Origin of the sequence: Yinghuangia sp. ASG 101 (assembly GCF_021165735.1) — a bacterium.
In the GTDB taxonomy this organism is placed as follows: Bacteria; Actinomycetota; Actinomycetes; order Streptomycetales; family Streptomycetaceae; genus Yinghuangia.
Genome location: NZ_CP088911.1, coordinates 199,274 through 223,188, shown reverse-complemented (window position 1 = coordinate 223,188; position 23,915 = coordinate 199,274). Strand labels below are relative to the sequence as shown.

The following is a 23,915-nucleotide window of genomic DNA, read 5'->3' as shown; positions in this document are numbered from 1 at the left end:
AAGGCCCCTGATGTCCGACCTGCTGCGCGCCCCCGCCGAGATCAAGTACGCCGAGGAGCTGGACTGGCTGGAGTCCGTCGACGACGCGCCCAAGCCGTTCGCGTGGCGCCTGTCGCCGAAGATGGTCCGCCTGTTCATCCTCGGGTCCGAGCGTTCCGACGGCCTCGACCGGGAGATCCCGCAGAAGTGGTTCGGCGACCGCAGCCTCGTCGAGCGCGCGATCGTCACCCTCGCGTCCGACCGGGGACTGCTGCTGATCGGCGACCCGGGAACCGGCAAGAGCTGGCTCGCCGAACTGCTCGCCGCCGCGATCTCGCGCAACTCCACGCTCGTCGTGCAGGGCACCGCGGGCACCACCGAGGACCACATCAAGTACTCGTGGAACGTGTCCATGGTCATCGCCAAGGGGCAGTCCCGCGATTCGATGATCCCCTCGCCCATCATGACCGCGATGGAGGGCGGGCAGATCGGCCGCTTCGAGGAACTGACCCGCTCCACCAGCGACGTCCAGGACGCGCTCATCTCGATCCTGTCCGAGAAGTACATCTCGGTGCCCGAACTCGAGAACGACAACATCGTCTTCGCGAAGCCGGGATTCTCCGTCATCGCGACCGCCAACAGCCGCGACCGGGGCGTCAACGACCTGTCCTCGGCCCTCAAGCGCCGGTTCAACTTCGTGCGCATCCCCGTGGTGACCAACAAGAAGAGCGAGGCGGAGATCGTCCGCTTCCGCACCGAGGAACTGCTGCGCCGCCACCAAATCGAGCTGGACGTCCCGCCGACCCTGCTCGACGTCCTGCTACAAAGCTTCGCCGACCTGCGCGCCGCCGCGGAATCGGCGGGCAGCGACGACGAGAAGCTGGAGTCGGCGCTGTCCACGGCCGAGCAGATCGGCGTCCTCGAAGACGCGGTCCTGCACAGCAACTTCTTCGGAGAGCGCGCCCTGAGCGCACACACCCTCGCCGCGTCCCTCGTCGGGTCGCTCACCCGGCGCGAGCCCGAGGACCTCGCCATCATCAACAAGTACCTGCACGGCGTCGTCGAGCCGCGCAGCAAGGAACAGGGCGGCCCCTGGACGGAGTTCCTGGGCGGCGGCCGTGACGCGATCGCCGCGATGTCATGAGCGCCGCCACCGAGGGGCCGTTCGACGCCCTGCGCACCCAACTCCACGACGCCGCGACCGCGTTCGCCGACGGCCCCGACGCGCTGGCGGACATCCTGCTCGGCATCGTCGACGACGTCGACCGGGCCGTCCGCGAACCCCTGGAGATCTTCCCGGTCTGCCACCACTCGCCGGCCTCCGCGACCGCGATGGCACGGCGGCTGCGCGAGAAGCGGCCCAAGGTCGTGTACCTCGAACTGTGCGAGGACATGGCCCCGTTGCTCACCGAACTGCGCAACTGCACGCTGCCCGTGGCGGTCCAGTCGTTCGCCACCGACATCGACGGCTTCCCGGCCGAATGGGCGCCGCTGTCGGTGGTCGCCCCGATCACCGAGGCGTCCGCCGAATACCAGGCGATCGCCTACGCGTTGGACACGCCCGGAGTCGAACTCGTCCTCGTGGACCGCTCGTCCGACCACGTCTTCCAGTGGCAGCCGCGCGACGCGGAGCAGACCGATCCCGCCGACCCCGACACGCCGCCCACCGACGACGAACACGCGCTGCACGGCGACGCGGTCGGCGTCGACATCGGCGACCTGCGCCCGCGCTTCGCCGAACTGGAGGAGCACCTGCTCCGCCACGGCCGCGTGCGGCACTGGTCGGAGTGGTGGCACCAATACGTCGAACTGCCGCTCGGCGACGGCGACCACGCCACGTACCGGCAGGTCATGCTGCTGATCGGCAGCCTGTTCCGGCGCCTGGCGCCGGGCGACGGCGAGCGCGTGCGCGTCGACGAGGACCGCGAGCGGTACATGTGGACGCGCATGCGCGAACACCTCGCCGCGACCGGCACCGACCCCGCCGACTGCCTGTACGTGTGCGGTGCCTTCCACGCCGCGAGCCGCGTCGCGGAGTTCGGCGTGGACGGCGCCGACACGTTCGCGATCAGCCCGCCGAGCGGGACCAAATGGCGGCACGGCCTGATTCCGTCCAGCCACGCCGCGATCGAGGCGCAGTTCGGCCTCGCCGCCGGATCGGTGTCGATCGCGGCGACCGTGTGGGCGAAGAACCTCAAGCGCACGGGGGTGGCGCCGTACCGCCTGGCGGGGCAGCACGGCGCCAAGAAGGCGGTGAGGACCGCCGCCAAGAGGACCGCGGCGGCGACCCCGGCCGGAGCGGTCGCGACCGTGTCCGCCGCGGCTGCCGCCCCGACGGAGCCGACCGCCGACAAGCTGTCCGGCTTCCTCCGGCGACCTCCGGTCGTCGACCGGCTGGACGAGGCCGAACTGCTCGGCTGGTCGGTCGACATCGTCCGGGCCGCCCGCCGCAACGGCTACCTCGCCTCGACCGCCGACGCCATCGCGGTCTTCGAGACGTCGATCCTGCTCGCGGGCATGCGCGACCGGGCCAAGCCGACGCCGTACGACTTCCAGGACGCCGCGGTCACGTGCATCGAGAAGGACGGCGTGCCGGGCCGCCGCGACGTCCGCCGCCTCGTCGAGATCATGATGGGCGGCGACCGCGTCGGCAAGGTCGGCTACGACGCGCTGCCGCCGCTCGCGCGCGACGTCCACGACCGGCTCGCGGTCCTCAACCTGGGCCTCGAACAGCGGGGCGTCCGCAGGGCGTTGCTCGACATCGCGGGGCAACCGCAGCTCGCGGCCTGCTCCGACGTGCTGTGGATCCTGCGGTACCTGCTGCCGCACGGCGCGGCCCGGCCGATCATGGGCGAGCGCAGGCTCGGCGAGACGTCGATCCAGGAGTCGTGGGACGTCGCCCTCGGCACCCACCAACGCGCCCTGATCGAGCTCGGCTACGAGGGCGTCACCATCGAACAGGTCCTCGAACAGCGGCTGCGGCGCCGGGCGTACGGCCCGCAGGCGACCGCCGCGACCGTCCTCGAAGCCGTCGAGGACGCCACGCTCCACCTGCGCAGCCGCCGCCTCGCCGACGAACTCGGCACCCGCGCGCTGGAGGTGCTGGCGACCGAGCGCACCGTCGACGGCGCCCCCGAGGTGCTGCGCCGCGTCCGGAGGCTGCTGGCCTACTACCGCACGAGCGAACCGACGCTGCCCGCCTGGATCGCGTCGTTCGCCAAGACCGGCTACGCGCACTACTGCACGCTGCTGCCGACCGCGTTCACCGACGACGACGCGACCGTCCGCCAGGTCGCCGCCACGCTGGGCTTCCTGTTCGGCATGGAGGGCCTGGCGGTGTCGCTCGGCTGCGACCGGACCCAGCTGGAACTGGCCGTCGCCCAGTCGCACCCCGAGGACGCGTCCAAGGTGGCGCTGCTGTGGGCGGCGCAGGTGCAGCTCGGCCGCTTCACGCGCGCCGATTTGCGGCGGCGCTGCGACGGCCTGCTGGACAACCCCTTGGTGCTGCCCGCCTATCCGCGCTACCTGAGCGGATTCGTACAGGCCCTGGAGCCGGTGCCGGCGCTGGCCGACTTCGTCGTCGAAGCGGTGTCGAACGCGTTCGGACGCCTCCCGGACGCGGTCCTCCTGCCGTGGCTGCCGACGCTGATCGGCACGCTGCGCGCCGAGGGGGCCGAACTGGCACCGCTGCTGATCCGCGAGGCAGGCCGGATCTTCCCCGGCCGGCTCGCGGCGCTCGACGCGTGGGCGCCGCCGTGGCGTGCCGAGCCGGTGCCGGCGCCCGTGCCCGCGATCGGCGCGTCGGCGGCACCGGGCGGCGTGGCGCTCCTCGCCGCCCACCCGGCGGCGTGCGACGCCGTGGCGGCCCTGCTGGGCTGCGCGGACCCGTGGGCGACCGCCGCGCCCGCACCGGCCGGGGCGGCCCTGCTCGACCGGCACCCGGCGACCGCGGACGCCCTGGAGGCGCTGCTCGCGACACCGTGACGCGCGGCCGGGCCGCGCCCGCCGTGCGGCGACGCTCCGGTGTTCGACTGCCGGAGGCGCCGATGACGATCGGGGCACCGACCCACGGTGACGCGCGCCCGCCGCACTCCGGCCGGTCCGGCGGGGCACGCGACGTGCCGCCGCCGGGCCGGCCGGGCCGGTGCCCGGCGCCGCCGACGCCGCGTCGCGCGCGGCCTCGGCACCGCGCGAACGTCCGAACGGATTCCCGGCCTGGAACCGCGCGCCGGTGGGCAACAGCAACCCCATGACTGTCGCATCCGTGAACCCCGCCACCGGCGAGACGCTCAAGACCTTTCCGTCCCTGACGTCCGACGAGATCGAGGAGCGCGTGGCCCTCGCGCACCGCGCGTTCCGGGACCAGCGCCGGACGACGTTCGCCACCCGCGCCGCGTGGATGACCGCCACCGCGGACGTGCTGGACTCGCGGCGCGAGGACGTCGCTCGCGTCATGACCGCCGAGATGGGCAAGACGATCGTCTCGGCGCGGGCCGAGGCCGCCAAGTGCGCGCGGACCATGCGCTTCTACGCCGAGCACGCGGAGGGCTTCCTCGCCGACGAGCCGCTGGCCGACCCGTCCGCCGTCGGTGCGAAAGCGGCGATGATCCGGTGGCAGCCGCTGGGCGTCGTGCTCGCGGTGATGCCGTGGAACTTCCCGCTCTGGCAGGTCGTCCGGTTCGCCGCGCCCGCGCTGATGGCCGGCAACACGGGGCTGCTCAAGCACGCCTCCAACGTCCCGCAGACCGCGCTGCTGCTCGACGAGTTGTTCCGCGAGGGGGGATTTCCCGAGGGCTGCTTCCAGGCGCTGCTGATCGGGTCCGGGCAGGTCGAGGGCGTCCTGCGCGACCCCCGCGTAGCCGCGGCGACGCTGACCGGCAGCGAGGCGGCCGGCCGTTCGGTGGCCGCGATCGCGGGCGACGAGGTCAAGAAGACCGTGCTGGAACTCGGCGGCAGCGACGCGTTCGTGGTGATGCCGTCGGCCGACCTGGAGGCCGCCGTCGCCACGGCCGTGACCGGGCGCGTGCAGAACAACGGCCAGTCGTGCATCGCCGCGAAGCGCTTCATCGTCCACGACGCGGTCTTCGACGCGTTCGCGGAGGCCTTCACCGCGCGCATGCGCGGCCTCCGCGTCGGCGACCCGGCCGACGAGGCCACCGACGTCGGGCCCCTGGCCACCGAGTCCGGCCGCGAGGACGTCGTCGAACTGGTCGACGACGCGGTGCGGGCCGGCGCGACCGTGCTGTGCGGCGGCGAGACCCCGGACGGCCCCGGATGGTTCTACCCGCCGACCGTGCTGGACGGCATCACCTCCGAGATGCGCATCCATACCGAGGAGGTTTTCGGCCCGGTCGCCCAGCTCTACCGGGTGTCCACGGCGGACGAGGCGATCGGGATCGCCAACGCCACCTCCTTCGGCCTGGGGGCCGCGGCATGGACCACCGACGCCGACGAAAAGGAGCTGTTCGTGAACGAACTGGAGGCCGGAGCCGTCTTCGTCAACGGCCTCGTCGCGTCCTCCCCGCAGCTTCCGTTCGGCGGGATCAAGCGCTCCGGGTACGGCCGCGAGCTGTCGGCGCTGGGCATCCGCGAGTTCTGCAACGCCAAGACGGTGTGGGTGTCCTGAACCGGGTCGGGCGCGCAGCCGCACGAGGCCCGGGTCCGCGGGCGCGGAACCCCCTCGCCCGCGGACCCGGCCCCGCGCGGTTTCGACGGCGCGCGGCCCGTCCGCCCGAGGTGTCGGGACGGGCCGACGCCGAGGCACGCGGAACCGTGCCCCGTGCCGGGCGCGCGCGGGCGGGTCCGCCGCCCGTCGGCCCGCGGCGACCGGCCGCCGCCGAAACCGTGTGCGCCGGGTCAGCGGCCTGCGCCGGGCGCCCTCCCGTTCGCCCCGCGCGTCGGCCGTGCCCCGGGTGCGGTGTGCGTCGCCGTCACCGCACGATCAGCGGCAGCGTCTCCCACCCCCGTACCGTCGACGTCTGGGCCAGCTTCGTGTTGTCCCAGTCCACGTCCCACTCCGGCCAGCGGCGCAGGATCTCCTCCATCGCCACGCGGCCCTCCAGCCGGGCCAGTGCCGCCCCCAGGCAGTAGTGGGCGCCGACGCCGAAGGTCAGCGTCTGGTTCACGCGGCGCACGTCGAAGCGGTCGGGGTTGTCGAAGCGGCGCGGGTCGCGGTTGGCGGCGGCGACGAGGAACATCATCGCGCTGCCCTCCGGCACCGTCTGGCCGTGGACCTCGGTGTCCTTCGTGACGTACCGGGCGATGAACGGGCCGGTCGGCTCGAAGCGCAGGATCTCCTCGATCGCCCCCGGGATCAGCGCCGGCTCCTCGACCAGGATGCGGCGCTGCTCCGGGTGGCGGGCCAGCACGGCGCCGATCCAGCCGATCAACCGGCCGGTGGTCTCGTTGCCGGCCCCCGCGACGACCGTGCAGTAGACGAGGATCTCGTCGTCGGTCAGCGTGCGCCGGACGCCGTTCTCGTCCTCGAACTCGGCGTTCATCAACTCGGTCATGAGGTCGTCGGACGGATTGTCCTTGCGCCACGTGATGTACTCGCGGAACGCCTCGAAGCCGAAGTCGTCGCCGGATATCTCCATCTTGCCGCCCTTTTCGGTGCGCAGGCGCTCGTTCCCGCTGTCGCGGATCGCCTCCTGGTCCGACTCGGGGATGCCCAGCAGCATGCCGATGACCCGCATCGGCATGTCGATGCTCAGCGCCTGCACGAGGTCGAAGCGGTCCTCGTCGGCGACGGTGTCGAGCGCCCGCGCGCAGAACGCGCGCACCTGCGGCTCCAGCGTCGCGACGCGGCGCGGGGTGAACACCCGGGCGAGCAGCTTGCGGTGGATGTCGTGCACCGGCGGGTCCTCGAAGATGAGCGTCCCCGGAGGGGCGACGAAGCCCGACTTGATCAGTTCGAGGATGCCGCCCCGGGCGGACGAGTACGTCTCCCAGTCGCCCAGGCCCTTCTGGCAGTCGGTGTAGCGGCTGACCGCGTAGAAGTCGTGCTCCTCGTTGTAGTAGAGCGGCACTTCCTCCCGCAGCCGGGCGTACGTCGGGTACGGGTCGTCGGCGAAGGAGTAGTTGTAGGGATCCCAGCGGATGTCGCCGGCGGAACTCATGGGCACACCTCCGAAAAGCGGAACCGAGCTGTCGTGGTGCGTGCGCCGGCTCGCCGGATCGGGGTGGTCCCGGCGGCGCGGCGGTGCGGGGAACGACCGTGCACGGCGACGGCCCCGCCGTGCACGAGGCCTACTCCGACATCTGTCGGTTTCCTGCACCTGTCGGAAAGAATACAGTGCAGGCGTGCCTGTTCAGCAACCTTCCGATCCACGTGTCCACCGCTCCCGCTCCGCACTGGAGTCGGCTCTCCTGGAGCTGATTCAGGAGCACGACCTCACCGGCATCACCGTGCTCACCCTCACCAGGCGGGCCGGCGTCAACCGCTCGACGTTCTACGAGCATTACGACACTGTCGACGAACTGGCGGCCGGCGCGTGCGCGTCGATGTTCGACGAACTCATCGCCGCCGCCCAGCTCGACGGCGCGCTCGACGAACCCTCGCAACGCGCCGCGCTCGCCCGCGTGTTCGCCCACGTCGCGGAGAACGCCCGGCTCTACGGCGCGCTCCTCGGCGACGGCGGCAGCTCCCGGGTCGTCAACCACATACACCAACGCCTCGCCGTCGCCGTGCACTTCAACGGCATCAGCGGAGCCGACGACGCGTGGCCGCACTCCGAGGAGCCGCCGGAGATCCCGTACGACCCCGAAGCCGTGTTCCTCGCCGGGGCGTTGCTCGGCACGATCCTGGACTGGCTGCGCCGCGGCTGCCCCGGAAGCGCGGAGGAGATGAGCGACGCGATCCGCCCGCTGCTCCTCGGGGCCGTCCTCGCCGGCGGCACGTCCACCCGCGCCGACCTCAGCATCCCGCCGGGGACCGACCCGTTCCTCGCGGGCGGCGTCCGACCCGGTGCGCCCGAATGACGGCCCGGGCGGGCGCGGGGGAGTGCCCCGCGGCGCCGTGAAAAAAAAGGGGGTGTCCGCACCGAAACCGCCGGTGCGGACACCCGGATCGCCCGATCCGGCGGCCTACCGCCGCCGGACGCCCCGATCAGGCGATGTGCTTCTTCGCGTCCTCGTACGAGGCCGAACCGGCCGACTCGGCGGGGGCGTACACCAGGTTCAGCACACCGGTCGTGAACGCCTCCGACGAGACCAGCCGCAGCGGGATCGACGACGAACCCTCGTCGAACAGCCGCATCCCCGAGCGCACCGCGATCGGGTGCACGAGCAGCTGCAACTCGTCCAGCAGCCCCGCCGCCAGCAGCTGGCGCACGACCGAGACCGATCCGCTGATCGCGATCGGCCCGCCCTCCTCACGCTTCAGCGCGGCGACGGACTCGAGGAGTTCGCCGCGCAGCTGCTCCGTGTTGCGCCACGCGAAGTCGAGTTCGCCGCGCGAGACGACGATCTTGCGCATGTCGCCGAGCATCTTGGCGAACGCCGCGTCCTCGCCGCCCTGCGCCTCGCGCTCCGGCCAGGCCCCGGCGAAGCTGTCGTACGTCGTGCGCCCGAGCAGGAGGGTGTCCGCGGCGGTGAGCGACGCGCCGACGGAGGCGCCCATCTCGTCGTTGAAGTACGGGAAGTGCCACTGGTCGGGTGCCTCGACGACGCCGTCGAGCGCGATGAACAGGCTTGCGGTGATGGTCCTCATGACGTGTCCCCAGTCGGTGTGCCGGTGCCTCGGTTGGCCTCACCAGTACAGACGGCGGAACCCCCGCGGACTCATCGGCGCGGGCCGGGATTTCTCCGACCACCCGAAAAGCGCACCGAGGGCCACCGCGCCCGGCTGTTCCCGCACACGGCCGGGCAAGCGCCCACCGCGCGCTGGGCCGGACGGCTCAGGGGAGTAGGGCCGCGAGTCGGCGCCACGGCTCCGTGGCCGCCAGACCGTGCGGGTGGTCGTGCACGGGCTGCACCACGATGTGGTCCGCGCCGGCCGCGCGGAAGGCCTCGATGCGCGCCCGCACGCGGTCGTCGTCGCCCCACGCGAACAGCGCGTCGATCAACCGGTCGCTGCCGCCGCCGGCCACGTCGTCCTCGGTGAAACCGGCGCGCAGCCAGTTGTTCTTGTAGTTGGTGTACTGGAGGTAGCGCTCCAGCATGCCGCGCGCCAGCGTCCGCGCGCGGTCCGGGTCGGCCTCCAGGACGACGCCCAACTCGGGGGCCAGCAGCGCGTGTTCGCCCAGCGCCGCGCGGGCCTCCGCGACATGCTCGGCGGTGACGAGATACGGCAGGCTCCCGGCCGTCCGCGTGCGGGCGAGTTCCGTCATCTTCGGACCCAGCGCCGCGAGCATGCGGTGCCCGGCGGGGACGGGCGTCCCGGCCGCGTCCAGGGCGTCGAGGTAGGCGACCATCGTCGGGTAAGGGCGCGTGTATTCGGCGGTGCTCTGCGCGTGGCTGACCCCGAGGCCGAGCACGAAGCGCCCCGGGTGCTTCGCGGCCAGTCCGGCGTACGCCTCGGCGGTCCGCGCGGCGTCCTGGCGCCAGATGCTCTGGATCGCGGTGCCCACCACGATCGCGGACGTGGCGTCGAGGACCGGGGCGGCCTCGTCGGCGGTGGCGTTGGCGAGCCAGATGGCGCCGAAACCCGACGCCTCCAGTTCCGCCGCGACCGTGTCACGGGCCTTTGGCGGCAGGTACGTGAACGCGCCGATGGCGCCGTAGCGGCCCAGGTCGGGTGTGCCGGCGGTCTGTGTCATGCGAGGCTCCTCACGCCAGGGTTGATCATCCGCGCAACAGCAACACCCGCGCCCGCCCCGCGCATTCCGCGGCCGACCCGGCACGCGCCGTGGTCCCCGGCGAAGGGGACGCCGGGGACCACGGGTCTCGCCTTTTCCGTACCGGGCCGTTCCGCACCCGGCGCCGCGGGGGAGCGGGGTGCGGAACGGCGTTGTGCGTCGTCCCCGGCCCCGCGCGGGAGGCGCCCGGCCCGGAACCGCGTTTTCCGTTCCGGCGGTTCCGGGCCCGACCCCGCGGGGGAGCCCCGGCGCGCGACGACCGGTCGGCCTCGACCGCTCCGCGTCCGGCACCGGCCGATCAAAACCGGTGCCAACCGCGATCACCACGGTTCAAGACCGGTCACGGCTGGACCGGCATCGTCCAGCAGTTGGAGACCACGGGCAGGCCCACGAGCCGGTCCGTCAGCCAGCCGATGGCGTCGCCCTGGTCGGCGAGCAGCGGCAGGAAGTGGTTGGTCAGCGCCTGTTCGCCGCCACTCGGCAGCAGGACGGGCTTGTACGTGACGTTGGCGCCCTTGCCGCACCAGTCCACGGCGAGCTGCCGGGCCTGGCCGTGCGGCACGACGTCGTCGGCCGTCCCGGTGGACACCCGCACCGGGCCGGAGGGCTTCAGATCGCCGATGCGCTGGGCGTCGAGCGTGGCCTTCAGCGCCGGCTCCGACGCGATGACCTCGCTCAGCGACGCGCCGTCGACCGTCCACGCGCGGCTCTCGGTGCCGCCGTACGCGAACAGCGCGTCGCCGATGCACATCGTCGACAGATCCTCCAGCGCGGCCCGCCCGGCCTCGGTGAGGTGCGACTCGGCGAGCGGGCGCAGCGACGGGTCGGTCTGCAGGAACCCGTTGAGCGACCAGCCGAGCACGCCGGTGATGTCGGACCCGTCGATGCCCGGGACGACCTCGCGCAGATCCGCGGGCGGCGCCCCGGCCGCGGTGCCGACGAGGTTGACGTCGGGCGCGTACGACGACCGCAGTTCGGCCGCCGCGGCGGACGCGCCCCCGCCCTGGCTGTAGCCGAACAGCCCCACGCGCGACGCGGCGGTGACCGACGCCCTCGGGACCGAACGGGCCGCGCGCGCCGCGTCGAGGAGCGCGTGCCCCTCGTCGACGCGGTTGACGTACGTGTGCAGCCGGTCGGTGGCGCCGAGCCCGATGTAGTCGGTGACGACCACGGCGGTGCCGCGGAGGAGCAGGCGGTAGATCGCGAGGTCTTCGTAACCCACCGACACCGTCCGGCCGTTGAGGCTGATCGGGTGCTCCAGCCCCATCGACGCCGCGCACTGGTCGCCCTGGCCCATCGTGCCGGGAGCCAGCGCGACGAGCGGGCGCGGTCCGCCGCCGAGCCACGGGGCCGCCGGTTCGATGTACGCGCCGGTGACCGCGACCGGTTGCCCGGTGGAGTCGGTGGACTTGTACATCAGGCGCGTCGCCGTACCGGGCAGCGGGCCGCCGATGCTGGGCAGGCTCAGCGCCAGCGGCAGCGGCTCGTTACGGATCAGGGCGCCGTCCGCGCCGGGCAGCGCCGCGGGGGGCGTGTAGAAGTCCGGGATCTCGACGCCCCGGGAGACGACGGCCGGCCCGACGGCGGTCGCGGGCGCGGCCTGGACGCCCAGCAGCGCGGCGGCGGCGATCGCGGCGGCCGACAGGCGTCTGAGCATCGCCATGCGGAACCTCCTTGTGAGGGAGGAGCAGGCAAGGGCGAAGGCGCGGTCGACGGCCCGCGGCCACGTGGCGGGAGCGGGCCGAACCGGTCGGGGCCTTGCGGCTGCTCCTCGTGACGACGGTGGATGAGGGGACGTTAACGGACGCCGCGCACAGGTGATACCCGCCAGTAGGTTACGGACTGGTAACTTTGCCCCGCGGGCGTGCGGAAGCGCCGGGAAGGCCAGGTCGGAGGCCTTCGCCGCGACGCGATCATCCTCTGCTTCCAGGCGAGTTCGGTGGCGGCGCGCCGCCTTCGCGGCGTGCTCGCGGCATCCGCGCGCGGCCCGGCATTGCCCGGCACCCATCATTGAGAATATTGTTCTCGGAACACGCTATGTCGTTCTCGCATGACGCTCAGGAGACTTCCATGCCGTCGCCCGCGCTGCCGTACCCCGTGTTCGACGCCGACCACCACTTCTACGAGCCGGAGGAGGCACTGCTCAAATACCTCCCGAAGCAGTACAAGGGCGCCATCGAGTACGTGCAGGTGCGCGGTCGCACCAAGATCGCCATCCGCGGCCAGATCAGCGAATACATCCCGAACCCGACCTTCGACGTGGTCGCGAAGCCCGGGGCCATGCAGAGCTACTTCAAGGACGGCAACCCCGAGGGCAAGAGCGCCCGGGAGATCCTGGGTGCCCCGATGAAGTCGCCGGCCGCGTTCCGCGAGCCGACGTCGCGCCTGACCCTCATGGACGAGCAGGGCGTCGACCGCGTCCTGATGTTCCCGACGCTCGCGAGCCTCCTGGAGGAGCGCATGCGCGACGACGTCGAACTCATCCACGCCGTCGTGCACTCGCTGAACCAGTGGATCGACGAGGTCTGGTCCTTCAACCACAAGGACCGCATCTTCACCACGCCCGTCATCACACTGCCCATCGTCGACAAGGCGATCGAGGAGCTGAACTGGGCCGTCGAGCGCGGCGCGCGCGCCGTCCTCATCCGGCCCGCGCCGGTCCCCGGCGTCAACGGCGCCACCCGCTCGTTCGCGCTGCCCGAGTTCGACCCGTTCTGGAAGCGCGTTGTCGAACTCGACGTGCTGGTCGCCCTGCACTCGTCCGACAACGGGTACGCCCGCTACGTCAACGACTGGGAGGGCCACAAGGGCGAGTTCCTGCCGTTCGTGCCCAGCACCTTCAAGATGCTCCAGGAATGGCGCGGCATCGCCGACACCGTCGGCTCGCTCATCTGCCACGGCGCGCTGTCGCGCTTCCCCGACCTGAAGGTCGCCACCATCGAGAACGGCACCTCGTGGCTCGCGCCGCTGGTCGACCAACTCAACGGCGCGTACAAGAAGATGCCGCAGGAGTTCGCGGAGCACCCGGTCGAGGTCCTCAGGCGCAACATCCACATCAACCCGTTCGGCGAGGACAACATGTACGAGATCGCCGACATCATGGGCGTCGACCGCGTCCTGTTCGGCTCCGACTACCCGCACCCCGAGGGCATCGGCGACCCCCTCTCGTACGTCGAGGAGATCCAGGACTTCAGCCAGGAGGAACAGGCCAAGATCATGGGCGGCAACCTCGCCCGCCTCGTCGGCGTCTCGGGAGCCCCCCGTGCTCTTTGAGTTCGACGCGGACCAGACGCTCTGGCAGAAGACCGTGCGCGGCGTCACCGCCAAGGAGTGCCCGCCCGCCCTGGTACGCGGCGTCGCCGACGCCGGCGCCGACCCCGAGCCGCTGTGGCGCACGTACGCCAAGCTCGGCTGGACGGAACTGACCGACGACGCCGAGGCGGTCGAACTCGGCATCGTCCTGGAGGAGTTGGGGCGCGCCACCGACCCCACTCCCTACCTCGCGACGATGACGCAGTTCCACCCCCTCGCCCCCGGCGTCGCCGCACCCGGGCAATCCGGCACGGCCGTGTACGACGGTGTCACCGCCCAGCGCGACGGCGACGGCTGGCGCCTGGCGGGCACCGCCCGCCACGTGCTCGACGGCGACCGCGCCGACCTGCTCGCCGTGGTCACCGACGAGGGCGTCTTCACCGTCACCGCGGACCAGGTCACCGCGACCCGGCAGGACGTCTTCGACCCGCTGCTGCACGTCGCCGACGTCGTCTTCGACGGGGTCCGCGTCGGCGCCGACCGCCGCACCGGAGCCGACCCCGAAAGGGCCCGCCACACCGCCCTCACCGGGATGGCGCTGACCATCGTCGGCGCGTGCCGCCGCGTCCTCGAACTGACCCTCGAACACGTCCGCGGCCGTGAGCAGTTCGGCGTCCCCATCGGCTCGTTCCAGGCCGTCAAGCACAAGGCCGCCGACATGCACGTGGCCGTCGAACGCGCCCGCGCGCTCGGCTACTTCGCGGCCCTCACCATCGCCGTCGACGACCCGAGGCGGCGCGTCGCCGCCGCGATGGCCAAGGCCTCCGCCGGCGAGTGCCAGTCGCTGGTGTTCCGGCACGGCCTCCAACTCCACGGCGCCATGGGCTTCACCTGGGAGAACGACCTCCAGTTCGCCCTCAAGCGGGCCAAGGCCGGCGAGCTGCTGCTCGGCGGCACGGCCGAACACCGGGCCCTGATCGCCGAGGAGTACCGTGCAGCTCACGTTTGATGCCGAAGTCGAGGAATTCCGCCGGGAGTTCGTGGCCTTCCTGGAGAGCAGCCTGCCCTCTCCCGAAGAAGGCACCGAACGGCCCCGGTCCAGCGCCCACATCCCCGAATGGTCGCGCCGCTGGCAGCGGCTCCTGTTCGACAACGGATGGCTGCTCCCCGGCAAACCGCCCGAGTACGGCGGACGCAACGCCACGCTCCTCCAGGAATTCGTCTTCCAGGAGGAACTGGCCCGGCGCGGCGTCTACCACAGCTACAACCCGCAGGGCCTCGGCATCGTCGCCGCCTCACTGCTCACCTTCGGCAACGACGAGCAGAAGCGGCGCTGGGCCGTGCCGATCCTGCGCGCCGAGATCACCGCGTCCGTCGGCATGAGCGAACCCGGGGCCGGCTCCGACCTGGCCGGGCTGCGCACCCGGGCCGTCCGGGACGGCGACCACTTCGTCGTCAACGGCCAGAAGGTGTGGACGTCGGGCGCCCACGACGCCGACATCATCCTCGCGTTCGTGCGGACCGACCCGGACGTCCCCAAGCACAAGGGCATCAGCGTGCTGGTGATCCCCACCGACACCCCGGGCGTCACCCGGCGCCCGTTCGGCTCGTTCGTCGGCGCCGACGACCTCGACTTCAACGAGGTCTTCTTCGACGACGTTCGCGTTCCGGCCGAGAACCTGGTCGGCGGGCTCAACGACGGCTGGCGCATCGCGAACGGCTCGCTGGCCCACGAACGCACCATGATGTGGCTCAACTTCGCGTCGTGGCTGGACGGCCTCGTACGCGACTTCCCGCCGCGCGACACGCTCGACGACCAGCGCTACGCCACGATGTGCATGGACCTCCAGGCGCTGCGCCTGCTCGGCTCCGAGTCCCTGGCCCGGGCCGCGCGCGGCGAGGAGGACGTCGCGGCGGTCTCCGTCCTGAAACTCCTGGGCTCGGAGGCCATCCAGACCGGCGCCGAGGCGGCGTTGACCGCGGCGGGGATCGACGGGCTCTCGCAAGAGCACACCGGCCCGGACTACCACATGGACCACGACAGCTTCTCCACCGGCCGATTCGACCGCTACGCGTGGAGCTTCGGCGCCACGATCGCGGGCGGCACCTCGGAGATCCAACGCACCATCATCGCCGAACGCGTCCTCGGCCTACCCCGAGGCTGAACCCCCACCACGCGGCGGTCGCCGGACCACAGTCCGCGACCGCCGCGCTGGTGTTGTGGTGCCGCGCTGGTGTTGTGGTGCCGCGTTCGCGTTGTCGCGTGGGTCAGTGCCAGTAGCGGGCCGTGCTGGTGTACGCGGTGTCGGTGAAGTCGCGGAGCGGGGTTTCGCGGAGTTCGGTGCTCAGTACCTCCACGCTGACCACGCCGGACCAGCCGCGGTCGAGCAGCGTCGACGCGAACCGTTCGAGGGCGAACTCGCCGTCACCCGGCATCACGCGCCGGTGCATCGTCTCGTGCATCGCGTCGTCCGAGGCCGGCGGCGGTGCGTCGTCGAACTGGACGTAGGCGATGGCATCGAGCGGGACCCGCTCCAGGTCCGCCCACGTGCTGTCGCCGCGGAAGAAGTGCCACGTGTCGACCAGCACTCCGGCGCGCCCGGCGCCCGCGGCCTCCACCACGGCCAAGGCCGCGGGAAGCGACGTCACGGCGCCCAGCGGGCTGAACTCGACCGCCATCCGCGCGCCGCTCTCCGCGAACATCGCCGCACACCGCGCGATCAGCGGCCCCGTCGCCGCGTCGAGCGGTGACGCGAACGTCGTCAGCACCCACGGCGCCCCCACCGCCGCAGCCGCCTCCGCGAGCCTGCCCGCCTGCGCGAGCGTGGCCTCCTCGTCGGCACTCAGCACGAGCGCCAGAACCTCGTGGCAGCGCAACCCGCCCGCCGCGAGCACCCGCGCCGCGGCGGCGTCGGAATGCCACGCGTGCAGCCCCAGGGCCGTGAACCCGGCATCGCCCACGGCCGCGACCAACTCGACCAGGCCCGTCCCGCGCCGTGTGTCGGGGGTCAGTGCGAACTCGATTGTCATCGCTGCTCCGTCGCCTCGTCGTGCCGGCCCCGCCCGCGCCCGCGCCTGACGAGATTACCCGCCGCCCGCGGCCCGCCCGCCGACACCACCCGCCCGCGCCGCGCGGCTCAACCGCGCGCCCACACCGGCTTCCACACCGCGCGGGTCGGCCGACCGGGCCGCGACGCCACCAAGTGGTCGCGCAGCGCCGCGAGACCGGGGTGGCGGTTGTCGGAGCGCCACAGCAGCGAGTGCGGATACACCGGCGTGGGGTCGCACAGCTCGATCCTGCGCAGGTCGTGGCCGACGGGCCAGACCAGGGGCGTCCGTTCGCTGAGGAACGTGCCCAGGGTCGCGGACGCGGCGATGGTGTCGAGCAGCGCCTCGACCCCGAAGTTGGGGCCGATCGGATCGATCGTGCAGTGGAATTCGGCGGCGAGGTCGTCGTAGTAGGCGGCCCACTCGGTGCCGGGGGCGTTGCCGGGCATCCAGACGCGCTGCCCGGCCAGGCGCTCGGGAGCCACGGCGGGCTCGGCGGCGAACTTGTGCGCGGGGCTGACGACCAGCTGAAGGGGCTCGTCGAACACGGGCACCGCCGTGATCTCGCCGGGCAGCACACGGCCCGGCATCGTGACGGCCCGGAACGTCGCGTCGATCTCCCCGGACCGCAGCGCCGCGATCGCGTCGTCCGCGCTGAAGAGCGTCACGACGTCGAGCGGCACGTGCGGATGCGCGGTGTGGAACGCACGCAGCAGGCCCGCGACCGCCGTGCGCCGCCCGATCACGTCGACGCGCAGCGCCCGCGAACCGGGCCGTACGGAGTCGGCCGCCCGGTTCGCGGCCTCCAGCAGCGCGCGGGCGTGCGGGAGGAACGCCTGCCCGTCGATGGTCAACCGGGCACCGCGCGGCGTGCGCGCGAACAGCCGGACGCCCAGGTCCTTCTCCAGCGCGGCGATGCGCTTCGAGACGGCCTGCTGCGTGATCGACAACTCGGCGGCGGCCTCTTGGAACTGCCCGGTGTCGGCGGTGGTGACGAAGGTGCGTACGGCGATGAGATCCACACCGGAACCCTAGCGAGACAACCCGAGGTTGTGAAATCGCGGTCGGAATGTTGTTTGAACGCCTCGCGCCGGGCTCGCTTTGATGTCCCGCGTCAGCGCGCGCCATCCCAGTATTGCCAGGTGAACCCGGCATTTTCGGAGGGCGAGCCGTGTTTCCGTGCCCCGGAGGGTGGCTTCCTCGTGTCCGATTCCTTCGTGCATCTGCACAACCATACGGAGTACTCCATGCTCGACGGCGCGCAGAAGCTGGCGCCGATGTTCGCCGAGGCGGCCCGCCAGGGCATGCCCGCGATCGCGATGAGCGACCACGGAAACATGTTCGGCGCCTACGAGTTCGCCCAGGTCGCCCGAGGCTTCGGCGACGTCAAACCGATCATCGGCATCGAGGCGTACGTCGCCCCCTCCTCACGCTTCGCCCGGCAACGCGAGTTCTGGGGCACCGGCGGGCGCCGCGCATCGGGCGACGACGGCGAAGGCTCGAAGGACGTCTCCGGCGGCGGGCGGTACACCCACATGACCATGTGGGCGCACAACGCCCAAGGCCTGCGCAACCTGTTCCGGCTCAGTACCCAGGCCGGCTACGAAGGCCAGTTCCCCGCCGGGAAACCGCGCATGGACCGCGAACTGATCGCCGAGCGCCCCGACGGCATCATCGCCACCACCGGCTGCCCCTCGGGAGAGATCCAGACCCGGCTGCGCCTCGACCAGTACGACGAGGCCCGAGCCGCCGCAGCCGCCTACCAGGAGATCTTCGGCCGCGAGAACTACTTCGTCGAACTCATGGACCACGGCCTGGACATCGAGCGCACCGTCCGCGACGGCCTGCTGCGCCTCGCCGCCGACCTGGCCATCCCCCTCCTGGCCACCAACGACGCGCACTACACCACCGAGGACCAGGCCGACGCCCACGACACCCTGCTGTGCATCGGCGTCGGCAGGAACAAGGACGACCCCAACCGCTTCCGCTTCGCCGGCACCGGCTACCACCTCAAGACCGCCGCCGACATGCGCGACCTGTTCGCCGAGCTGCCGCGGGCCTGCGACAACACCCTCCTGATCGCCGAGCGCGTCGGACCGTACGACGAAGTCTTCGACCACGTCGACGAGATGCCGCGCTTCCCCGACGGCGAGACCCAGGAGTCGTGGCTGCGCCACGAGGTGCGCCGCGGTCTCGTCCGGCGCTACGGCGACCCGATCCCGCCGCACGTCCTGGAACGCTTCGAGACCGAGATGTCGGTCATCGGCCCGATGGGCTTCAGCTCGTACTTCCTCGTCGTCGCGGACATCTGCCGCCACGCCCGGCGCACCGGCGTCCCGATCGGCCCCGGCCGCGGCTCGGTCACCGGCTCGATCGTCGCGTACGCGACGCGCATCACCGAGCTGTGCCCCCTCGAACACGGCCTGCTGTTCGAGCGGTTCCTCAACCCCGAGCGCATCAACCCGCCCGACGTCGACCTGGACTTCGACGACCGCCGCCGCGACAGCATGGTCCGCTACGTCGCCGAGAAGTACGGCGAGGAGTTCACCGCCCTGGTCAACACCTTCGGCACGATCAAGGCCAAGAACGCGATCAAGGACTCCGCGCGCATCCTGGGCTACCCGTACGCGCACGGCGAGCGGATCACCAAGGCCCTGCCACCCGACCAGAACGGCAAATCCGCCCCGCTGGCCGCCGTCTTCGACCCCGAACACCCGCGCTACGCCGAGGCCGCCGAGATCCGCGGCATGTACGAAACCGAGCCGGACGTACGGCGCGTGATCGACACCGCCCGCGGCGTCGAGGGCATGACGCGCGGCACCGGCGTCCACGCCGCGGCCGTCATCCTCTCCAAGACCCGGCTGACCGACCGCATCCCCCTGCACATGCGCGCCTCCGACGGCGCGAAGATCACCGGATTCGACTACCCGTCGTGCGAGGCGATGGGCCTGGTCAAAATGGACTTCCTGGGCCTGCGCAACCTCGGCGTCATCGACCAGGCCATCGAGAACATCCGCGCCAACCGCGGCACCGACCTGGCCACCGTCGACCCCGGCGACGGCGGGCGCCCCACCACCGAGGTCATCCCACTCGACGACGCCAAGACGTACCGCCTGCTCGCCGACGGCAACACCCTCGGCGTCTTCCAACTCGACAGCGCCGGCATGCGCGCCCTCCTGCGGCTCATGGAGCCGACCCGCTTCGAGGACATCGCCGCGGCCAACGCCCTCTACCGGCCCGGCCCGATGGCCGCCAACGCCCACACCAACTACGCGCTGCGCCAGAACGGCAAGCAGGAACCCACCCCGATCCACCCGGAGTTGGCGGACGCCCTCGAACCGATCCTCGGCTCCACCCACCACCTGCTCGTCTACCAGGAGCAGATCATGGCGATCGCCCGGCAACTCGCCGGCTACACGCTCGGCGGCGCGGACATGCTGCGCCGGGCCATGGGCAAGAAGAAACCGGAGGTCCTGGCCGCGGAATGGGAGAGATTCCACGGCGGCATGCGCGCCAACGGCTACTCGGACGACGCGATCCAGGCGGTGTGGGACGTGATGCTGCCGTTCTCCGGCTACGCGTTCAACAAGTCCCACACCGCCGGGTACGGCCTCGTCTCGTACTGGACCGCGTACCTCAAGGCCAACTACCCCGCCGAATACCTCGCGGCGCTCCTCACCTCCGTCGGCGACGACAAGGACAAGATGGGCGTCTACCTCGCCGACGCACGGCGCATGGGCGTCAAGGTGCTCTCGCCGGACGTCAACGCCTCCGCCGTCGCGTTCACGGCGGTCGGCGAGGACGTGCGGTTCGGCCTCACCGCGGTCCGCAACGTCGGAACACCTGTCGCGGAGGCGGTCATCCGCGCCCGCGCGACCCGGGGCCCCTACGCCTCGTTCGCCGACTTCCTCACCAAAGCCGAGGCGGTCGCCTGCGCCAAGCGGGCCGTCGACTCGCTGGTCAAGGCCGGGGCGTTCGACTCGCTCGGGCACACCCGCAAGGCGCTGAGCGCGGTCCACGAGAGCGCGATCGACGCGGTGATCGGGCTCAAACGCCAGGAGGAACACGGCCAGTTCGACCTGTTCGGCGGCGACCGCGGCGACCCCGAGGGCGGGCCCGGCTCGACGCGGCCCGCGGTCGGCCTCGACTTCACGCTCGGCGACGACGAATGGCCGCGTGCGCAACTCCTCGCCACCGAACGCGAGATGCTGGGCCTGTACGTCTCCGGCCACCCGCTCGACGGCGCGGAGCACATCCTCGCCCGGAACCGCGACACCACGATCGCCGACCTGCTCGGCTCCGGACGCACCGACGGATTCGCCGAACTCGCCGGCCTGATCACCGCGGTCGACCGGCGCGTCAACAAGTCCGGCCACCCGTGGGCGATCCTCACCCTCACCGACCACGACGCGTCGATCGAGGTGCTGTTCTTCCCGAAGAACCACTCCCTGTACGCGGCCGAGTTCATTGCCGACAACGCGGTCGCGGTACGCGGCCGGATCAACGAACGCGACGGCGCGCTCTCGATCTTCGGCGAAACCCTCACCCCGCTCGACATCAGCGCCGCCCACCACGGCCGCCCGCCGGTCGTCCTCGCGATCCACGAACGCCGCGTGACCCCCGACATGGTCGCCCGCCTCAAAGCGGTGCTGCTCGCCCACCCCGGAGACAGCGAGGTACGCGTCCGCATGGCCAAACGACGCGGCGGCACCACCCTCATGCGCCTCGGCCCGACCGTCGAGAACACCCCGGCCTTCGCGTCCGAGATCAAGGCCCTTCTGGGCGCGGACGCGTGGTCCGTGTGAGGCGCCTCAGGACCCCTCGTGCGGTGCGGAGGCGCGCGGGTGGGCGACGGCCGCGTCACGTGCGGCTGCGAGGCGGGCCACGTGGCCGGTGGACCGTATGCTGCGCCCCGCAGCCCCGCAGCCCCGCAGCCCCGCAGCCCCGCAGCCCCGCAGCCCCGCAGCCCGGCGAGCGGCGCTGTCGCCAATCCCGGCCCGCGGATCGCGCGCCGTGGCGTTCCGACCGGCGGGCGACGAGGCCGCCTCCGTCCACGGCGGTCGTCGTCGGCGTCGACGGCGGCCGGTCCGGCGTGGCCGTCGGCGCGGCGTGAACCCGCGTCCATGATTCGGCCATTCCTGAGGGAACACCCTCGGTATCGGTCACTCGTTCGGCCCTATATTCGCGTGCACCGACGGGTGGCGACGGGGCTCCCCGCGCGCGAGTTTCCGGGAGTGCGGCTGATGCCGGACGAGGTTCAGGATCTGGCGAGAGCCGTTGCGGCGAACGTGGTCACGGCCATGGGGACGGAGAGTTGGCCGCATGTCCGCACCGCGGTGCTCGATGTGCTGGCCCGGCACACCGGCGACCCGGCGGCGACCGCTTGGGTGGACTCGTTCGGCGGCATGATCGCGAGCGCGGACGGACGCGAGCAGAACAGCCTGCGCGACGCGGCGTACGCCCGGTGTGAGGCGGTGTTCGCGGGCGTGCTCGCCGCGCGGCCGGACGCCGCGGCGGACATCGCGACGCTGGCCGGGCAGCCGCAGGGATTCCCCGGGCCGCAGACGCCGCAGATGCCCGCGGCACCTCAGCCGCCTCAATCGCCTCAGCAACCGCATCAGACACATCAGATGCCGCAGCCGTTCCCGTCGTCCCCGGAATCCCCGTCGCCGCAGGGTGCCCCGGCACCGGGCGCGCCGGGGCTCGACTTCGGGAAGGACTCGGGCCCCGGGCAGCCGTCGGCCGCGCAGCAGTACCCGCCGCCTCCGCCCGGCGGCATGCCGCCGATGCCGCCGCCTCAGGCCGGACACGGCCAACCGGCCCCGGGGCAGTCCGGACCGGGACAGTTCGCCCCCGGACAGTCCGGGCCGGGACAGTTCCCCCCGGGCCAGTCGGCGCCGGGGCAGTTCACGCCGGGGCCGTACACGCCGCCGGGACAAGCCGCGCCTGTTCCGTTCGGTTCCGGACCGCAGGGGGAGCCCGGCCACTCCGCGCCGGGCCAGTACGGCGCGCCGTCGTTCGGCGGACCGTACGCGGGCGCCCCCGGCGCACCGGGCTCGCCGCCCGGCCCCGTGCACGCGGGAGGCCCGCGAGGAGCGAACAACAACAACCGCATGGTGATCGGCGGGATCGTCGCGGTCGCCGTGCTGGCCGGCGCCATCTTCGGCGGGATCGCGTTGTTCGGCGGCGATGACGACGACGACAAGTGCGCGTCGGCGGCCTCGGCACCGCGCGTGCCCGCCGGAGCGGCGCCCGCCGCGCTGACGACACCCGACGACTGCGGCCGCACGGGCACCCTGCCGGGCGCGAGCGGCGGGTTCGACGACGACGGCGGCGGTTCGGGCGGGTCGAGCGGTTCTTCGGGGGGTTCCTCGGGCTCGGGGTCCGGGGACGTCAACGGCTCGTGGTCCGGGCGCTTCGTCGTCGAGAAGCCGGTCTCGCGCAGCGGGTCGTTCACGGTCGACTTCGTCCAGCACCAGAACAACCTCACCGGCCGCCTCCAACTGAGCGTCCCGGGCTGCGACCTCTCCGGTCCCGTCGTCGGCGAACTCGACGGCAGCGACGTGACGTTGAAGTCGGGCGCGGGGGCGACCGACAAGATCACGCTGGAGGGCAAGCTGTCCGGCGGCCAGATGTCCGGCACCTACACCACCAACTGCGAAGGCGCGTCCGGCACCTGGACCGCGAAGAAGGAGTGATCCGGCAGCCGCGCCGACGCGCCGATTGCCGGGGAAACCGGCGACCCGCCTCCTAGAATTTCCGACTTCACGGACTTTCGGAGGCAAAACCGTGGCAATGCCGTATTCGCAGATGACGCGCCGCGCGTTCCTCGGTCTCACGGCGGCCCTGCCGTTGGCCGGATGTGCGGGCAGCACGACGACCACCGCGCCCGCCGGTTCGCCACCCCGCGAACCGGCGGGCGCACCGGCGTTCGCGCCGGTCGCGTCGATCGTCGACCACCGCCGCCACCTCGCCCAACTCGAACACAAGTTCGACGCGAGGCTCGGCCTGTACGCGCTCGCGCTCGGCACGGGAGCGGAGATCACCCACCGCGCCGACGAACGGTTCGCCTTCTGCTCGACCTTCAAGGGCCTCGCCGTCGCGGCCGTCCTGTCCGGCAACCCGATGGCGCACCTCGACACGGTCGTCCGCTACACCGCCGACGACCTCATGGCCAGCTCGTTCATCACCCGGGACCACGTCGCCACGGGGATGACGATCCGTCAATTGTGCGACGCGGCGGTCCGCTACAGCGACGGCACGGCGGCCAACCTGCTGCTGCGCGACATCGGCGGCCCGGCCGCGCTCACGGCGTACGCGCGCGGCCTGGGCGACACGGTCACCCGCATGGACCGCGTCGAACCGGCCGTCGCCGGAGCCGTTCCGGGCGACCCCCGCGACACCACGTCACCGCGTGCCATCGGCACCGACTACCGCGCGATCGTGCTGGGTGACGCGCTGTCCCCCGAGAAGCGCGCGTTCCTCCGCGACCTGCTGGAACGCAACACCACGGGAGACCAGCGCATCCGTGCGGGCGTCCCGAGCGGCTGGACCGTGGCCGACAAGACCGGAACGGGCGACTACGGCACGGTCAACGACATCGGCATCGTGTGGCCGCCCGGGTCCGACCCGATCGTCATGGCCGTCATGTCCGGCCGCGGCACGCCGGACGCGGAGTACGACCAGGCCCTGATCGCCGAGACCGCGGCGTACGTCGTCTCCGCGTTCACCGGGCGCGCCTGACCCTCGCACCGGCGCGCGTCCGAACGCGCTGTCGGTGCGGGGGAGTACGTTGCCTCCCGAGACGGACCGGAACCCAACGGCCCGGGCGGAACGAGG

Annotated in this window: 16 protein-coding genes; 10 read left to right on the top strand and 6 right to left on the bottom strand. The window is 72.2% G+C overall.

Annotated elements, in window-relative coordinates:
• Positions 1-10: 10 nt before the first annotated feature.
• From LO772_RS01030 to LO772_RS01020, 3 genes are all read left to right on the top strand, one after another.
• A complete protein-coding gene (locus LO772_RS01030) occupies positions 11-1,123 on the top strand; it encodes an ATP-binding protein (RefSeq protein WP_231776381.1) in 1,113 nt (370 codons plus the stop codon).
• Positions 1,120-3,963, top strand: a complete 2,844-nt coding sequence (locus tag LO772_RS01025) for a DUF5682 family protein (RefSeq protein ID WP_231776380.1) — start codon at positions 1,120-1,122, stop codon at positions 3,961-3,963. Before LO772_RS01030 ends, LO772_RS01025 begins: the two co-directional genes overlap by 4 nt.
• A gap of 265 nt (positions 3,964-4,228) precedes the next feature.
• Positions 4,229-5,605 (top strand): NADP-dependent succinic semialdehyde dehydrogenase, encoded by a 1,377-nt coding sequence (locus LO772_RS01020; RefSeq protein WP_231776379.1) that lies wholly within the window; start codon positions 4,229-4,231, stop codon positions 5,603-5,605.
• A gap of 304 nt (positions 5,606-5,909) precedes the next feature.
• On the opposite strand, the gene LO772_RS01015 is transcribed toward LO772_RS01020, so the two are convergent.
• Positions 5,910-7,097: a cytochrome P450 gene (locus LO772_RS01015; protein WP_231776378.1), complete on the bottom strand. Its 1,188-nt coding sequence runs from the start codon at positions 7,095-7,097 to the stop codon at positions 5,910-5,912.
• A 184-nt stretch (positions 7,098-7,281) separates the two neighbouring features.
• Here LO772_RS01015 and LO772_RS01010 point away from each other — a divergent pair, with 184 nt between their 5' ends.
• The gene (locus tag LO772_RS01010; protein WP_231776377.1) at positions 7,282-7,959 is read left to right on the top strand and encodes a TetR/AcrR family transcriptional regulator; all 678 of its coding nucleotides are present in this window, start codon (positions 7,282-7,284) and stop codon (positions 7,957-7,959) included.
• A 127-nt stretch (positions 7,960-8,086) separates the two neighbouring features.
• Here LO772_RS01010 and LO772_RS01005 read toward each other — a convergent pair whose 3' ends face one another.
• The 3 genes from LO772_RS01005 to LO772_RS00995 all read right to left on the bottom strand — a co-directional run bounded on the left by LO772_RS01005 (position 8,087) and on the right by LO772_RS00995 (position 11,439).
• On the bottom strand, positions 8,087-8,689 hold the full coding sequence (locus LO772_RS01005; RefSeq protein WP_231776376.1) for a dihydrofolate reductase family protein: 603 nt from the start codon (positions 8,687-8,689) through the stop codon (positions 8,087-8,089).
• 187 nt (positions 8,690-8,876) lie between these two features.
• Positions 8,877-9,737, bottom strand: coding sequence for a TIGR03620 family F420-dependent LLM class oxidoreductase (locus LO772_RS01000; RefSeq protein WP_231776375.1), 861 nt, complete (start codon positions 9,735-9,737; stop codon positions 8,877-8,879).
• A 379-nt stretch (positions 9,738-10,116) separates the two neighbouring features.
• Complete coding sequence (locus LO772_RS00995; RefSeq protein ID WP_231776374.1) at positions 10,117-11,439, bottom strand: lipase family protein; 1,323 nt, start codon at positions 11,437-11,439, stop codon at positions 10,117-10,119.
• A gap of 407 nt (positions 11,440-11,846) precedes the next feature.
• Here LO772_RS00995 and LO772_RS00990 point away from each other — a divergent pair, with 407 nt between their 5' ends.
• From LO772_RS00990 to LO772_RS00980, 3 genes are read left to right on the top strand one after another with little or no spacing between them, the layout of a single operon-like run.
• The gene (locus tag LO772_RS00990; RefSeq protein ID WP_231776373.1) at positions 11,847-13,049 is read left to right on the top strand and encodes an amidohydrolase family protein; all 1,203 of its coding nucleotides are present in this window, start codon (positions 11,847-11,849) and stop codon (positions 13,047-13,049) included.
• On the top strand, positions 13,039-14,037 hold the full coding sequence (locus tag LO772_RS00985) for an acyl-CoA dehydrogenase family protein (protein ID WP_231776372.1): 999 nt from the start codon (positions 13,039-13,041) through the stop codon (positions 14,035-14,037). The genes LO772_RS00990 and LO772_RS00985 overlap by 11 nt, the downstream gene beginning before the upstream one ends.
• Positions 14,021-15,193 (top strand): acyl-CoA dehydrogenase family protein, encoded by a 1,173-nt coding sequence (locus tag LO772_RS00980; protein WP_231776371.1) that lies wholly within the window; start codon positions 14,021-14,023, stop codon positions 15,191-15,193. Before LO772_RS00985 ends, LO772_RS00980 begins: the two co-directional genes overlap by 17 nt.
• A gap of 103 nt (positions 15,194-15,296) precedes the next feature.
• Here LO772_RS00980 and LO772_RS00975 read toward each other — a convergent pair whose 3' ends face one another.
• Positions 15,297-16,058 carry a sugar phosphate isomerase/epimerase family protein gene (locus LO772_RS00975; RefSeq protein ID WP_231776370.1) on the bottom strand — a complete coding sequence of 254 codons (762 nt, stop codon included), beginning with the start codon at positions 16,056-16,058 and terminating at the stop codon, positions 15,297-15,299.
• A gap of 107 nt (positions 16,059-16,165) precedes the next feature.
• Positions 16,166-17,098, bottom strand: coding sequence for a LysR family transcriptional regulator (locus tag LO772_RS00970; RefSeq protein ID WP_231776369.1), 933 nt, complete (start codon positions 17,096-17,098; stop codon positions 16,166-16,168).
• A 180-nt stretch (positions 17,099-17,278) separates the two neighbouring features.
• On the opposite strand from LO772_RS00970, the gene dnaE reads away from it, so the two are divergent.
• The 3 genes from dnaE to bla all read left to right on the top strand — a co-directional run bounded on the left by dnaE (position 17,279) and on the right by bla (position 23,819).
• Positions 17,279-20,881 carry a DNA polymerase III subunit alpha gene (dnaE, locus tag LO772_RS00965; protein WP_231776368.1) on the top strand — a complete coding sequence of 1,201 codons (3,603 nt, stop codon included), beginning with the start codon at positions 17,279-17,281 and terminating at the stop codon, positions 20,879-20,881.
• A gap of 438 nt (positions 20,882-21,319) precedes the next feature.
• Positions 21,320-22,774, top strand: a complete 1,455-nt coding sequence (locus LO772_RS00960) for a hypothetical protein (protein ID WP_231776367.1) — start codon at positions 21,320-21,322, stop codon at positions 22,772-22,774.
• A gap of 97 nt (positions 22,775-22,871) precedes the next feature.
• Entirely contained in the window at positions 22,872-23,819 is a 948-nt protein-coding gene (bla, locus tag LO772_RS00955; protein WP_231779399.1) for a class A beta-lactamase, read from the top strand.
• Positions 23,820-23,915: the final 96 nt, after the last annotated feature.

Excerpts from the sequence above, each read along its gene's own strand:
- LO772_RS01030 (WP_231776381.1), top strand. The coding sequence starts at position 11 with ATGTCCGACCTGCTGCGCGCCCCCGCCGAGATCAAGTACGCCGAGGAG.
- LO772_RS01025 (WP_231776380.1), top strand. The coding sequence starts at position 1,120 with ATGAGCGCCGCCACCGAGGGGCCGTTCGACGCCCTGCGCACCCAACTC.
- bla (WP_231779399.1), top strand. The coding sequence starts at position 22,872 with ATGCCGTATTCGCAGATGACGCGCCGCGCGTTCCTCGGTCTCACGGCG.
- LO772_RS00995 (WP_231776374.1), bottom strand. The coding sequence starts at position 11,439 with ATGGCGATGCTCAGACGCCTGTCGGCCGCCGCGATCGCCGCCGCCGCG.
- LO772_RS01015 (WP_231776378.1), bottom strand. The coding sequence starts at position 7,097 with ATGAGTTCCGCCGGCGACATCCGCTGGGATCCCTACAACTACTCCTTC.
- LO772_RS00990 (WP_231776373.1), top strand. The coding sequence starts at position 11,847 with ATGCCGTCGCCCGCGCTGCCGTACCCCGTGTTCGACGCCGACCACCAC.
- LO772_RS01020 (WP_231776379.1), top strand. The coding sequence starts at position 4,229 with ATGACTGTCGCATCCGTGAACCCCGCCACCGGCGAGACGCTCAAGACC.
- LO772_RS01005 (WP_231776376.1), bottom strand. The coding sequence starts at position 8,689 with ATGAGGACCATCACCGCAAGCCTGTTCATCGCGCTCGACGGCGTCGTC.
- LO772_RS01000 (WP_231776375.1), bottom strand. The coding sequence starts at position 9,737 with ATGACACAGACCGCCGGCACACCCGACCTGGGCCGCTACGGCGCCATC.
- LO772_RS00960 (WP_231776367.1), top strand. The coding sequence starts at position 21,320 with ATGCCGGACGAGGTTCAGGATCTGGCGAGAGCCGTTGCGGCGAACGTG.
- LO772_RS00975 (WP_231776370.1), bottom strand. The coding sequence starts at position 16,058 with ATGACAATCGAGTTCGCACTGACCCCCGACACACGGCGCGGGACGGGC.